13 protein-coding genes are annotated in these 14,134 nt (G+C 29.4%); 1 reads left to right on the top strand and 12 read right to left on the bottom strand.

The window, feature by feature from the left end; translation table 11 throughout:
- The 12 genes from rodA to ACYUEX_RS03385 all read right to left on the bottom strand — a co-directional run bounded on the left by rodA (window position 1) and on the right by ACYUEX_RS03385 (window position 12,466).
- Window positions 1–1,128: a rod shape-determining protein RodA gene (gene rodA / locus ACYUEX_RS03440; RefSeq protein WP_460286578.1), complete on the bottom strand. Its 1,128-nt coding sequence runs from the start codon at window positions 1,126–1,128 to the stop codon at window positions 1–3.
- Between the two features lie 156 nt (window positions 1,129–1,284).
- Window positions 1,285–1,551, bottom strand: a complete 267-nt coding sequence (gene minE / locus ACYUEX_RS03435; RefSeq protein WP_411168932.1) for a cell division topological specificity factor MinE — start codon at window positions 1,549–1,551, stop codon at window positions 1,285–1,287.
- Between the two features lie 16 nt (window positions 1,552–1,567).
- Window positions 1,568–2,362, bottom strand: a complete 795-nt coding sequence (minD, locus tag ACYUEX_RS03430) for a septum site-determining protein MinD (RefSeq protein ID WP_411168933.1) — start codon at window positions 2,360–2,362, stop codon at window positions 1,568–1,570.
- Between the two features lie 17 nt (window positions 2,363–2,379).
- Window positions 2,380–3,021: a septum site-determining protein MinC gene (gene minC, locus ACYUEX_RS03425; protein WP_460286577.1), complete on the bottom strand. Its 642-nt coding sequence runs from the start codon at window positions 3,019–3,021 to the stop codon at window positions 2,380–2,382.
- 145 nt (window positions 3,022–3,166) lie between these two features.
- Window positions 3,167–6,151 carry a penicillin-binding transpeptidase domain-containing protein gene (locus ACYUEX_RS03420; RefSeq protein WP_460286576.1) on the bottom strand — a complete coding sequence of 995 codons (2,985 nt, stop codon included), beginning with the start codon at window positions 6,149–6,151 and terminating at the stop codon, window positions 3,167–3,169.
- The gene (gene mreD, locus ACYUEX_RS03415; RefSeq protein ID WP_460286575.1) at window positions 6,148–6,639 is read right to left on the bottom strand and encodes a rod shape-determining protein MreD; all 492 of its coding nucleotides are present in this window, start codon (window positions 6,637–6,639) and stop codon (window positions 6,148–6,150) included. Before mreD ends, ACYUEX_RS03420 begins: the two co-directional genes overlap by 4 nt.
- Before the next feature lie 10 nt (window positions 6,640–6,649).
- A complete protein-coding gene (gene mreC, locus ACYUEX_RS03410; protein ID WP_411168937.1) occupies window positions 6,650–7,501 on the bottom strand; it encodes a rod shape-determining protein MreC in 852 nt (283 codons plus the stop codon).
- Window positions 7,501–8,520, bottom strand: coding sequence for a rod shape-determining protein (locus tag ACYUEX_RS03405; protein WP_411168938.1), 1,020 nt, complete (start codon window positions 8,518–8,520; stop codon window positions 7,501–7,503). The genes mreC and ACYUEX_RS03405 overlap by 1 nt, the downstream gene beginning before the upstream one ends.
- Window positions 8,521–8,537: 17 nt before the next feature.
- Window positions 8,538–9,227, bottom strand: coding sequence for a RadC family protein (gene radC, locus ACYUEX_RS03400; RefSeq protein ID WP_460286574.1), 690 nt, complete (start codon window positions 9,225–9,227; stop codon window positions 8,538–8,540).
- 56 nt (window positions 9,228–9,283) lie between these two features.
- Window positions 9,284–9,850: a Maf-like protein gene (locus ACYUEX_RS03395; protein ID WP_460286573.1), complete on the bottom strand. Its 567-nt coding sequence runs from the start codon at window positions 9,848–9,850 to the stop codon at window positions 9,284–9,286.
- Between the two features lie 243 nt (window positions 9,851–10,093).
- On the bottom strand, window positions 10,094–10,801 hold the full coding sequence (locus tag ACYUEX_RS03390) for an SPOR domain-containing protein (protein WP_411168941.1): 708 nt from the start codon (window positions 10,799–10,801) through the stop codon (window positions 10,094–10,096).
- 210 nt (window positions 10,802–11,011) lie between these two features.
- Complete coding sequence (locus tag ACYUEX_RS03385; protein WP_460286572.1) at window positions 11,012–12,466, bottom strand: aminoacyl-histidine dipeptidase; 1,455 nt, start codon at window positions 12,464–12,466, stop codon at window positions 11,012–11,014.
- Window positions 12,467–12,623: 157 nt separating this feature from the next.
- Between ACYUEX_RS03385 and pyk the strand changes: the two genes are divergently transcribed.
- Window positions 12,624–14,042 (top strand): pyruvate kinase, encoded by a 1,419-nt coding sequence (gene pyk, locus ACYUEX_RS03380; RefSeq protein WP_460286571.1) that lies wholly within the window; start codon window positions 12,624–12,626, stop codon window positions 14,040–14,042.
- Window positions 14,043–14,134: the final 92 nt, after the last annotated feature.

Raw genomic sequence — 14,134 nt, 5'->3', positions numbered from 1 at the left:
TTAGAAGTATATTTTCTTTCTTCTCATTCCTACATTTAAAACTAATCCTATTGACATTACTGTTGTAAGCAATGAAGTTCCTCCATAACTAAGAAGAGGTAATGTTATTCCTGTTATAGGCATAAGTCCTATAGTCATACCTATATTTTGCATTAGTGCAAATAGAAAATATGATACCATACCAACACATATAATTGAGCCAAAGGCATCTTTAGCAGTTCTTCCTATAGCTATCATCTTAGAAATTAAAAGTCCATATAGCAATAGTAAAAATGCTGATCCAGCTAGTCCCCATTGCTCTCCTATACTAGCAAATATAAAGTCTGTTTGTACCTCAGGTACATACTGAGCTGCATAGCCTACAGAATTGTCTTTAGTAGTAGATCCCTTTAATCCAAAAGTTCCACCATTTCCTATACTTATAAGTGATTGTCTTAGTTGATATCCAGATTGGGAAGTATCTGATTCGGGATTCAAAAATGATGTTAGTCTCTTTTTTTGATAATCTTGAATTAATCCAGAATTCCAAACAAGTATAACAACTAAAAATAACGACAATAAGCCTCCACCAATAATCTTTATATCTAGTCCAGCAATAAAAAATATTCCTACAACTATAAAGAATAAAACCATAGTCATCCCCATATCTGGTTGTATAACTATAAAAGTAGCTGGTACTATAGCATAAAAGGCCATAGTTAAAAAGTTTTTCCATTCATTTATAGTTCCATTCATTTCTTCTAAAGTCTTACCTAACATCATTATTGTAGCCATTTTGGCCAATTCAGATGGTTGAAAAGATAATGGTCCAAGTCTAATCCAACCTCTTGCTCCATTTATATCAGTTCCTATAAAAATAGTAACTATAAGCAAAAGTATAGAGCCCCAATAAAAAAGAGGAGTATATGACTTTAAGAATGTATAATCAATTGCTACGACAAAATATAATGCTACTAAACAAACCACAAACCAAATAGATTGCCTTTTTAAAAATAAAGTACCATATTCTGCTGCACTTGCTAAGTATATATTAACTATTCCAAATATCATTAATGCTATCATAGAAAATAGAATTACTTTATCTATCTCTTTTAATTTTTTAAAGTCTATCTTAAATTTTGATAACATATTTCACCTCCATCTTTCAACCTAAGATTTATTATATCTAAAAAACATATCTTTCTCTATACCAATTTAAATAAATAGCTAAAATTTAATAAAATATTAATTAAATTATCAAAAAAAGAAAAAGCATTTTCATACTTTTTCTTTAACTTTTCCTTTTTATGACTGCTTTATATTTTTTATAGGAATATTAGCTACTAAAGCTGGACTATTCCCTTCCATTCTCTCAGATTTACTTACAGCTATTTCAACATCTTCAGTATCTATTTCTATATATTTAGATAACACTTCTAGTATCTCTATTCTTATTTTTTCAAGGGTTTCATGAGGCAAATCACCTCTGTCATGTATTAATATTAACTTTAATCTATCTTTTGCAACCTCTTTAGGTGTTGGCTTATTTGAAAACTTCTTAAAAAATTCCACCTCTCATAACCCCCTATTAACGTTTAAATAATTTCTTTATTGATGCGAAAAATCCTTCTCCTTCTGGTTTTAAATCCAAAAGAGGAACTTCTTCACCAGTTAATCTTCTAGCTATATTTTTAAAAGCTTGTCCTGATAATGATTTATCATCAAGTACTATCGGTTCTCCCTTATTAGTTGAAACTGTTATGTTTTTATCATCTGGAACTACGCCCAATAATTCAACTGATAGAGTCTCTATTATATCAGAAATATCTAGCATATCTCCTCTTTGAGTCATTTCATAATTTAATCTATTTATTATTACTGAATGATCCTCTAGCCCTTTTGCATCTAATTTACCAATAACTCTATCCGCATCTCTTACTGATGTTATTTCAGGATTTACTACAACTACTGCTTTATCAGCACCAATAACTGAATTTTCAAATCCTTGTTCTATTCCAGCCGGACAATCTATTAGGATATAATCAAAATCTTCTTTCAACTCATTTATTAATTTTAACATATCTTGTGGTCTAATATCATCTTTATCCTTTGTTTGAGCTGTAGGTAGTAAACATAAGTTTTGATATCTCTTATCCTTTATTAAAGCCTGTTTAAGTCTACATCTATTTTCTATAACATCTGTTATTGTATAAACTATTCTATTTTCAAGTCCCATCAAAACATCTAAATTTCTAAGACCAGTATCCCCATCTACAACTACCACCCTTTTATTTAGTGCAGCTAAAGCAGTTCCAATGTTAGCTGTAGTTGTTGTTTTTCCAACTCCGCCCTTACCTGATGTAATAACTATAGAAATTCCCATTTTTTCTCCCTCCAACGCTATATATATTTCTTTGGTAAATATGGCTCTACCACGATTATATCTTCTTTAATTTTTGCTAATTCTGGATATGATGGTTTAACACCATCATCTGGCGCTATAGTAACTATCTCAGCTATTTGAAGTATTTCTGGTTGAAGATTAAAAGCTGAAATTATAGCTTTTTTATTACCACCTACTCCAGCATGCACTTGACCTCTAATTGTTCCTAAAACAACTATGTTTCCACCTGCATAGACCTCAGCTCCATTATTTATATCACCTATTATAACAATATTTCCATGATACCTTACTAATTGTCCACCTCTTATTGTTTTCTTTATAAATTTAGTTTTCCCTTCATATACGCCATTAAAAATTTTACTTTCTTTTTGCTCTTCTTGTTTTATTTCTTCAAATATACATTCTTTTATTTGTATCTTTTCAAATAAAATATCTTTTAATTTACATATATCATATTCATTCAAATTCTTTAAATTAGCAGTAATTTTAAGAGAGGCTCCTTTGTAAAATCCTTTTCCTGCTGTTAACTTATCTAATAACACTCCCAGCATATCATCAAAGTTGCTAAATCTCTCCATATTAATAGTTGCATTGATACCTTCTTTTGTACCTTTTATCTGAATTCTATCGTCATTCATTGGCTACCCTCCACCAATAATCAAAGATTCAATAATTATAAACTTTGTTACACATTTATAATTATACAATTACATTATATCATTTAACAACAATAATTTACATAATTTATAGTAAAATAAAAAAAACCATGTGAAAACATGGTTTTTATTGGTTATTTGTATTTGAACTACTATTATTTGTTGTTCCATTATCTAACTTTATACTATCATTTTTATTATCTTTTAATGGAGATTCCATAACATACTTTCTAAAAGATTGTGATTTAGAAGCATATGATGGATCCATTTTTAATAATTCTTCTTTAAAAAATGCTTCATATATAGCTTTGTGTATTGTTGCTCCTTCACTACCTCTTTTCCCATCATAAATAGTAGAGAATATAGCTATCTTAGGATCATCTAAAGGTGCCATACTTATATAATTACCATAAGCTGATCTTCCTTGAATAACGTATTGCTCATCTGTACTAAAGTCAGCTGTACCTGTTTTTCCTCCAACCTTAATTGGAAAATTAGCGAAAGATGTATAAGCAGTACCATTATGCGGGTTTGTATTAACTCTATACATACCATCCTTTATTGCTTGAAGATATTCTTGTGGTATATCTAACTTATCTACAACTTCAGGTTTATATTCCTTTATAACTTCACCTGTTGGTGATGTTATCTTATCAACAATACTTACATTATATCTTGTTCCTCCACTTGCTAAAGTTGCAACATAATTTGCAATCTGTACAGGAGTAAATGAATTCATTCCTTGTCCAATAGCGCTAGATATTATTTGTCCTGGTGTTTTTATTTCTGATGTTAAATTATCTAAAACATAATATGATATAGCATCAGAAATTACTTCTGCCTCTTCATCTAAATCTACTTTTCTTTTTAGTGAAGTTTCAGCTACCTTGGCTTTATACTCTTCTGATAAATCCATTATTTTCTTTAAATGTGGAATTAGACTCTCTGCATATGACGTTTTATCATAAATCTCTTCATCTGTTCCAACCTTTTCTAACGCAGCTTTCATTTGATTCTTAAGAGCTGTCTTTGCCTCTTTTAGTTCATCACTATCCGCTTCATTAGCTTCTATATTTAATGGAATAAATGAATATGAATAATAACTTCCTTTTTGTAAAGCTTCTACTATTTCGTACATTGGTCTATTTACTATTTTATCTTTCCATGATTTAAAGTTATATACTTGACCGAAGTTTTCTTCAATTTGAATTCCTGTTGATAAACTTTTAGTATCTTGCTCTGCAGGGTCAACTCCAAAGCCAAATTTCCATGCATACTTAGCTAATGTATCTAATGCTTCTAGATTTCCTCCACTAACATCTCCGCCACTATTTTTATATAATCTATATCCTAGTTCATAAAAATAATAGTTTGATGATAATTCTAAGGCTGTTCTTAAATCAGTTGGCCCATTAGCTACACCTTCAAAGTTCTTTAATGTCATACCTTTTAGCTCTTCTTTACTCCAAGTACCACTTGTATCGTTCATTACTTCTCCAGGCTTAACTACCCCTTCCATTAGACCGGCTACTGCTGTAAGCGGTTTGAATGTTGATCCTGGAGGTAATAGACCTTGAGTAGCATAATTGAAGAAACTCTTCGGATAAACATCTATTCCATCTTTCCTTTTTCCTGTGTTCTCATCCACAGGAAATAACTCGTCTACATTTCCTGTAGCCCCAGTTCTTTTCATATATTCCTTAGCAAAACTTTCTATATCAGGACTAAAATATTGCTTAGATAAATCTTCTGTTAGCCTTCCTGGTATTGAAAATGTATTAGGATCATAATCGGGATAACTAACCATGGCAATTACTCTTCCAGTATTAACTTCTATTGCTACAACAGCACCTCTAGTTGCATTTGGTGCAAGAGTTCCTTTAATACGTTCCATTGTATCTTTCATAGCTTGCTCAGCTGCATATTGAACATCTTTGTTTATTGTTAAATGAACATTGTTTCCAGGATAAGAGTCTAACTTAAATAACTCTTCTGTTACTCTTCCTTTTGAGTTAACTTTAACAGTTGTCCCTCCTTTAGTGCCTTTTAATTGGTCTTCAAAGGAGGATTCTATTCCTGCTACCCCTATTAAATCTGATGATACATCATATCCTCTCAATTCATAATTTGCCTCTTTTGATCCATCAATAGAGGATAAATATCCTATTGAACTAGAAGCAAGATTATTATATGGATAGTATCTAATTGGTTCTTCTCTAACATCTATTCCTGGTAAATCATTTAATTTTTGATAAATTACAAAAGCTGTATCCTTCTTTATATTAGATGCAATGGTAACTGCTCTGTAGCCTTTAAAACTTTGCATTTTTATTGCATCTTTAACTACCATATAATTTCTTATATCATTTATTGAATATGTCTTTAAGAGTTCATCTAGTATTTCTTTTCCAGATATATCTTTGTAAGCTTTCATTTTATCATCATATGCTTCGACTCTTGATTTGAAGGCTTTATCAGTTTCACCTTCCTCTTGAACAGGCGCTGGATTTATAAGTTCTTGCATATTATATACTTTAACTAATTGATAAAAAGTTTCTTCTGGAGATAATTTTAAAAGTTCACTATCTATCTTTGAGATTTCATCATCAGTAAAATCAGATTTTTTATCTGGAAACTCTTCTTTTTCTATTATCTCATTTAAACCTCTATCTCTTTTAAATCTTACTTCAACTATTTTTTTAGTTTCTATATCATCAGTTTTAAAATCAAAATAAAACTTTCCACTACTATCTAATTTAAGCATTAAATCATCTTTAAACTTTTCTCCATTTTCGGACAAAATTTTAAAAACCTTATTCATTGTCTCATAAAAATTTTCTTTTTCATCGCTTGGCTTAGTATAAGTTAGTGTAAATGTTTGAATATTAGTTGCTAGAACATTTCCATTACTATCGTATATCTTACCTCTAGGTGCATTCTCTGCTATAAACCTAGTTGAACTAATATCAGCTTTTTCCTTATAGTCTTCATGCTTATAAACCTGAATATATAAAAGCTTTGACATTATTACAGTAAAAAGTGATAGCATTATAATATTTAAAACTGTATATCTTGAAATCTTTTTTTTCTTTTTCGGCTTATTTACTATCATTTAAACCTCCATGATCTATTTTTATATTTTATATCATAAAGCTTTAAAACAAAATTATACCCTAAAAACATTACTACTGCACTGTATAAAGCAGTAATCATTCCTACTTTGATATTTATTGTTCTTCCAACAAGCTTAAATATTACAAATATAGCTAATACCTTTATTATATATAAGAATATAACTGATATTACTGGTATAAATCTTTTTTCTCTATATATATTTTCTCCTATAAAAGCTGCAATTAAGCAAATGAGCATATTTACAAAAGCGTTTATTCCTAATCCATTATAAAAAAATACGTCCTGCATTAAACCTGTAGTTACACCTATAAATATCGCCTCTGATTTTCCATTTATTATAGAATAAGCTATTGCGAAAGTAAAAAGCAAACTTGGAAATGCCCCTTTTATAGCAAAAAATGGCATAAGAGAATTATCGAGTATTAAAAGTGCTAATGAAATTAAAATTAAAACCCATTTTTTCATATACTACCCTCTAATTATCATATTTTACTTCTCTTGATTCCTTTGGAATAACAACAAAAAGTTCCTCTAATTTGTTGAAGTCAACATATGGCTTAACTATAGCTGTTTTCATCACCTTAACTTCATCTGTCTCAACAGAAGTTACTTCACCTATTCTAACTTCCTTTGGATAAATTTGTCCTAAGCCAGAAGTAACTATGACATCCCCTTCTTTTATTGCTGAATCCATAGGTAAATTAGTAACTTTAGTTAAATTTTCACTACTATGTGTTATATATCCTTTTAGTATTCCAGTGGTTTCTCTGGTGCTATTTACCATTACAGAAACTGCTATATTTTCATTTAATAAGCTTTCAACTCTCGCCCAATTTGATCCAACGGTAGTAACCTGTCCCACAAGCCCCTTATTAGATATAACAACCATATCCTTCTTTAACCCTACATTTTCACCTTTATCAATTATATATCCACTCGAGAAGCTTTCTCCACTATATCCAATTATTTCACAGCCTAAATATTCATAATTATTCTTTGAATTTTTAAAATTTAAAACTTCTCTTAATCTATCATTTTCTTCTTTTAGCTTATCGTATTCTAATAACTTGTTTTCTAATTCTATATTTTCTTTAGTTAATTCTTCATTTTCTTCTTTCACCTTTGAAAAATTTAAAAAGAAATCTACTGTTCCCTTTATTTTGCTGTTTACTGTATAAACTACTTTTTGAAGAGGATTTACAGCGCTCCCTACACCACTTGAAACAAACTGTTTTTGTTCATTATTTATTGTATAAATAATTATGCCTAAAAAGGCAACTGACAGCACTATTATAGTAACTGCCAGTTTATTTTTTAGAAGCTTCATTATTGACCTCTTTGACTCTTACTTAATTCATCAAAGTTATCTAATGCCTTACCTGCTCCTAAAACAACACAATCAAGTGGAGATTCTGCTATATGAACAGGCATGTTTGTTTCGTGGTTAATTAACATATCTAACCCTCTTAGTAGAGCTCCTCCACCAGCTAACATTATTCCCTTTTCCATTATGTCTGCTGCTAATTCAGGTGGTGTCTTTTCTAAAGTTGTCTTTATTGATTCAATGATGGCATATACTGGTTCTTTTAATGCCTCTCTAATTTGAGTATCTGTAACTGTCACCGTTTTTGGCAATCCAGTAATCATATCTCTTCCTTTGATATCCATGCTGATTTCTTCATCATCAATTTTATATGCTGAACCAAGTTCCATCTTAACTTGCTCTGCTGTTCTTTCACCTATCATTAAGTTAAATTCTTTCTTTATATATGCCATTATTCCTTGATCTAATTCATCTCCAGCTACTCTTAATGACTTACTAGTAACTATTCCCCCTAGTGAGATTATAGCAACTTCTGTTGTACCGCCACCAATATCAACTATCATGCTTCCTGTTGGCTCGCCAACTGGAAGTCCTGCTCCAATTGCAGCTGCCATAGGTTCTTCCATTAAAACTACATCTCTTGCACCAGCAAATTTAGCCGCCTCTTCTATTGCTCTTCTTTCAACTTCTGTTACTCCTGATGGATAACAAACTATAATTCTTGGGCTAGTAAATGCACTTTTACTACTTACCTTTTCAATTAATTTTTTTAACATTGTTTGTGCTATATCAAAGTCTGCTATAACACCATCTTTTAATGGTCTAATAGCTACTATATTCCCTGGAGTTCTTCCTATCATCAATTTAGCTTCAGCCCCTACAGCTAAAGGTCTTCTTGTTGCACTATTTATAGCCACTACTGAAGGCTCACTTAAAACTACACCTTTTCCTTTAACGAACACAAGTGTATTTGCTGTTCCTAAATCTATTCCCATGTCCTTATTACTACTGAAAAATCCCATATGAATTCCCCTTTCGTTTATATTATTCCTTTTTCTTTTAAACTTATAAATTTTTCTTTTCCAATTATTATGTGATCCAATAAATCAATCCCCATTATTCTACCACACTCTTTTAATCTTACTGTAATATTTATATCTTCTTTGCTTGGCGTAGGATCTCCTGAAGGGTGATTATGGCAAACTATTATGCTTGAACTACTTTTTTTAAGAGCTTCTTTAAATACTTCTCTTGGATGAACTATTGATGCATTTAAACTTCCCTTAAATACATCCTTAATACCTATAATATTATTTTTTGTATCTAACATTATTAGTTTTAACACTTCTTGTTTTAAATTCATCATCTCATTTATTAAAAGCCTTCCTATATCATTTGGAGATGATATTCTTTGGTTTGTTCTGGTTAGCTTTAAAGTATTAAATCTCTTAAAAAGTTCTACCACAGCTAAAATTTGACTTGCTTTTATGTTTTTTATTCCCTTTATACTAGTTATTTCACTAATTCCTACTTCCAACAATCCATTTAGTCCATCAAACTCAGAAAGTATCCTTGTGCTTAGTGAAATTACATTTTCTCCTCTTGTTCCTGTTCTTAAAATCACAGCAAGAAGTTCTGCATTACTTAATACTTCAGGTCCATTAACCAATAATTTTTCTATAGGTCTTTCTTCTTTTGGTATATCTATAACTTTTATACTATTATTCATATAATTACACCTCAAAATAATAATAGTTTTATTAATAAATATACCCTTAATTATTACTATTTAACCTTATTAAGCATTTTATTTAAAAGATTTAACGGTAATCCTACTACGTTGTAATAACAACCATTTATACTTTCTATAAATACTCCACCATACCCTTGTATTCCATAAGCTCCTGCTTTATCAAATGGCTCTCCAGTTTTTATGTAAGCTTTTATCTCTTCATCACTTAAATTTGAGAATTTTACTTCTGTATAAAGAGATTCTTGTTCTATTTTTTTATTATACATGTTTATAACTACTATTCCTGAATAAACTCTATGAGTTTTTCCACTAAGTAACTTTAACATGTTATACGCATCATTTTCATTACTAGGTTTGCCTAAGATTTTATTTTCTAAAACAACAATCGTATCCCCTGCAATTATTATAGAATCTTCTCTTAGACTCTCTTTAACACTAAGGGATTTTCCTTTAGCTAAATTAATTACATAATCATCTATATTATCTTTAAATAAAACCTTACTTTCATCGAAGTCACTTACTATTATGTCAAACTCATCTACTATTCTGTGTAATAGTTCTTGTCGTCTTTCTGATCCTGACGCTAAAACATATTTCAAACCTATCACATCCTATTTTTATACATATTTTATAGTATTGACAAAATGGTATGGTTTAAACACGCAAATCTTAAAATACTTAAATTAGCAATGCATAGATATAATGGCAAAGCCACTTATACCAATCTTATATCTTATATAGTTTATCATTATATAAGATTTCAAACAAGTGGCTTTGCCTTTCTTTATTTAATTTTTATTTATTTGTAATAGTTTTGTAATTTTTATCCAAAGCTTATTTTTTTACTTTTTAATCTTGCTTAATACTGAATAAATATACTCTAACTCAGTTACAGTATTTTCTTTGCTTATTTCTTCTGGTAAGGCTTCTATGTGATTCTTATATTCCTTTAAAACATCTATTCCATCCCCACTTTTTATCTCATCTAACTCTTTTGTCCATTTCTTAAAATCAGTTGTATTTATACCTTTCACTTCATCTTCACTTACAGTGTTTATTATTTGTAAATATCCTTCTGTTATAGCACCTATTTGTCCTTGAACTTTATCATTTTTATCTAATGCTAAGCTTATCTTAGCATTTTCTATCCCCTTTCCCTTTAGCTTTTCTACTATTTTATCACTTTCTTCTTCTTTAAATATTCCAGCTAAAACTCTAAACTTTCCTGTTTCATCTTTTACTATAAAAGAATTTAAATCGCTATTTATTTTAGCCAATACCTGTTTTGCATTATCTTCTTTTGAAAAATAACCGCATTGTATAAGTGAAAATTTCTGTTCTTTTACTTGTGTGTTAACTTCTGTATTATTACTTACATTTATCCCAGGTTCTTCAGCTATTCCACTATTATTTATATTAGGAATAATTTTTAATAATATCCAAGCTGCAATTATCCCTATAACTACTGCTGTTAAAGTAGTCATAATCAAGGAAGTTAAAAATTTTGCTCCTTCATTTTTCTTTTTGTATTGATATTTCGTGTACTTCATTTTATCCTCCCTCTCACTTTTATATTAATATATATTCTTTTGCATTTAATAATATTCATTATGTAAATTTATTTTTCAAATTATTTAATATATTTTTTTATAATACAAAAATTTCTTGAAAGTACAAATATTAAAGCTATAAAAAATAGTTAGGCTAAATTTCTAGCCTAACTATTTTTTATTTAAATATATTTTTATTTATTCATAAAATTACTTTAATTCTTTTAAAACTTCTAATAAGTATTCCCAAACATTTTTTACTGATTTTATACTCATATGTTCTTGTGGTGTGTGTACATCATAAAGGTCTGGTCCAAAACTAATCATATCTAGTTTACCCAGTTTTTCATTAAATAGTCCACACTCAACACCTGCATGTATTGCAACTATTTTAGCATCTTTTCCATACATTCTCTTATACACATCTTGGCAAATTTCTCTTACTTTAGAATCGCTATCATATTGCCATTCTGGATATCCAGCAGTTGTTTTAAATTTTGCTCCTATGATATCTGCTACAGTCTTGCTTCTTAAAACTATTTCGTCCTTTAATGATGCAACAGAACTTCTTATAGCGCTATCGAACTCAATTTTATCCTTATTAGTTGTAACTACACCTAAATTAGTTGAACTTTCAACTAATCCATCTATTTCTAAACTATTTGTATTTATTCCATTTGGTATTAAATATAATAAATTAATAGCTTTATCAGTTGATTCCTTTGTAAATACCTTTTCTATAACTTCATTACTTTCTGAAATAGAAATATTAACTCCAGGATCTTGTGTTTTTAATTCATTTAATAAAATATCATTCCACTTAATTACTATATCTTTAGCTTTTTCTATGTCATCTGCTTTTATTGCTACTAATGCATCTGCTTCTCTTGGTATAGCATTATTTTTTGATCCACCATTTAATGAAACTAATCTAAAATCTATATTTGATGATAAAGATTTTAAAATTCTTCCCATTATTTTATTAGAGTTTCCTCTTTCTTTGTTTATCTCCATTCCAGAGTGGCCACCCTTTAATCCTCTTACTGCTATATTTAAAAAACTATTATAAGTATTTGCTTCTTCTAATTCTACATCTAGAATGTGCCTACTTCTAATACCGCCAGCACAACTTACTAAAAGATGTCCTTCTTCTTCATTATCTAGATTTAATAATATTTTACCCTTTATATGCTCTTTTGAAACTGCCATTGCTCCTGACATTCCTGTTTCCTCATCCGTTGTTATTAAAACTTCAAGTGGTGGATGTGGTATATCAGCTGAATCCAATATAGCTAAGGCATATGCTACTGCAATTCCGTTGTCTGATCCTAAAGTTGTGTCTGTTGCATAAACCATATCATCAATAATTCTTAATTTTAATGGGTCTTTTGCAAAATCATGATTTGTTCCTTTATTCTTTTCGCAAACCATGTCCATATGACCTTGAAGTATTACAGTATTGGAGTTTTCATACCCATTTGTTCCAGACTTCTTTATAATAACATTTAGTGCCTCATCTTGAATAACTTCTAAATTTAATTTTTTAGCAACATTAACTAGATAATCACTTATGACTTTTTCATTACCTGATCCTCTAGGTATTTGTGATATTTCTTCAAAGTATCTAAAAACATTTTTAGGCTCTAAATTTTGTAAAATATTCATGTTTTTTTCTCCCTTCCTAGTAAATTATGTTAGAATTATTATATAGCTTTAAGTATATCATAGTATATATGATACTTAAATTCTATTTTTTTATTATAATTATTCAAAATATTCTTAATTTTATCATCATAATAATTTTAAGTGTGAGGTGATTTTTATGCAAAAAACAAAAATGATTTTTACAATTGGCCCTGCAAGTGATAATGAAGAAACTCTAAGAAATTTTATTAAAATTGGAATGAGTGCTGCTAGATTAAATTTTTCACATGGAACTCATGAAACACATAAAGAGAAAATAGATCTTATAAAAAGAGTCAGGGAAGACATGAACTCTCCTACTGCAATTATATTGGATATTAAAGGTCCTAAAATTAGAACTCATAATTTTATAAATGATGGAGTTGAATTGCACGAAGGACAAGATTTTTCATTTATTTGTGGAGATGAAATTCTTGGAGATAATAAAAAGTGTACTATATCTTATTTAGACCTTTGCAAAGATGTAAAAGTTGGTGGTGAAATTTTAGTTGATGATGGCTTATTAAGATTTAGAATTGAAAATGTTAAAGGCAACGAAATTCAATGTAAGGTAACTGTAGGAGGAACTATTAAAAACCATAAGGGAGTTAATGTTCCTAATGTTAAGATTAATCTACCTTCAATTACAGAAAAGGACAAAGAAGATTTAGTCTTTGGCTGTGAAAATAAAATTGATTTTGTTGCAGCATCCTTTATAAGAAAAGCTTCTGATATAGAAGATGTAAGAAATGTACTAAAAAACCATAATGGAAATTATATACAAATAATTGCTAAAATAGAAAACCAAGAAGGTGTAGATAATATTGACTCCATTATAGAAGCTTCAGATGGAATTATGGTAGCTAGAGGTGATATGGGAGTTGAAATTCCAATTGAAAAAGTTCCTATAATTCAAAAGAACATAATTAGAAAATGTAATGAAGCTGGTAAAATAGTTATAACAGCTACTCAAATGTTAGACTCTATGATCAGAAACTCTCTTCCTACTAGAGCAGAGGCTTGCGATATATGTAATGCAATATTCGATGGAACTGATGCAATAATGCTAAGTGGAGAAAGCGCAAGTGGAAATTACCCTATAGAAGCTGCAGAAACTATGTCTAGAATTGCAATAGAAACAGAGGTAAATTTAGACTATAATTATTTAAATAAGAGGTTAAAAGAACCATCATTAACTTCATTTTCTGAAGCAATTAGTCATTCTGCTTGTAGAAGTTCAAACCTTTTACATGCAAAAGCAGTTGTTGCTGCTACTAATAGTGGCGCAACAGCAAAACTTATATCTAAATACAGACCAAAATGTCCTATTATAGCCATAACTCCTTATGAAGAAGTTAGAAGAGGATTAAACCTTAATTTTGGTATTTTTCCTACTAAATGCGAAATATTTACTACTACTGATGAAATATTAAGTGAAGCAAAAAAGGTATCAACTAATTTATCATTTGCTAAAAAAGGTGATGATATAATAATTGCTGGTGGAATGCCAAGTGCTACTACTGGTGGAACTAATATGTTGAAAATTGAAAAAGTATAATATTAAATTAGTAACTATATTACTTAATTCTATAATTAATCATTTCTTAATTACAAAAAATTAAAAAACTCCCATTTGGGAGTTTTTTAATT

The organism is Clostridium sp. CTA-7, from assembly GCF_054768095.1.
The sequence above is the reverse complement of the archived record's forward strand: the minus strand, read 5'-3'. Positions and strand labels throughout refer to the sequence as shown.

Bases quoted from the DNA above. Each gene is read 5' to 3' on its own strand.
- pyk (WP_460286571.1), top strand. From the start codon at position 12,624: ATGCAAAAAACAAAAATGATTTTTACAATTGGCCCTGCAAGTGATAAT.
- rodA (WP_460286578.1), bottom strand. From the start codon at position 1,128: ATGTTATCAAAATTTAAGATAGACTTTAAAAAATTAAAAGAGATAGAT.
- minC (WP_460286577.1), bottom strand. From the start codon at position 3,021: ATGAATGACGATAGAATTCAGATAAAAGGTACAAAAGAAGGTATCAAT.
- radC (WP_460286574.1), bottom strand. From the start codon at position 9,227: ATGAATAATAGTATAAAAGTTATAGATATACCAAAAGAAGAAAGACCT.
- mreD (WP_460286575.1), bottom strand. From the start codon at position 6,639: ATGAAAAAATGGGTTTTAATTTTAATTTCATTAGCACTTTTAATACTC.
- ACYUEX_RS03385 (WP_460286572.1), bottom strand. From the start codon at position 12,466: ATGAATATTTTACAAAATTTAGAGCCTAAAAATGTTTTTAGATACTTT.
- ACYUEX_RS03390 (WP_411168941.1), bottom strand. From the start codon at position 10,801: ATGAAGTACACGAAATATCAATACAAAAAGAAAAATGAAGGAGCAAAA.
- minD (WP_411168933.1), bottom strand. From the start codon at position 2,362: ATGGGAATTTCTATAGTTATTACATCAGGTAAGGGCGGAGTTGGAAAA.
- mreC (WP_411168937.1), bottom strand. From the start codon at position 7,501: ATGAAGCTTCTAAAAAATAAACTGGCAGTTACTATAATAGTGCTGTCA.
- ACYUEX_RS03405 (WP_411168938.1), bottom strand. From the start codon at position 8,520: ATGGGATTTTTCAGTAGTAATAAGGACATGGGAATAGATTTAGGAACA.
- ACYUEX_RS03420 (WP_460286576.1), bottom strand. From the start codon at position 6,151: ATGATAGTAAATAAGCCGAAAAAGAAAAAAAAGATTTCAAGATATACA.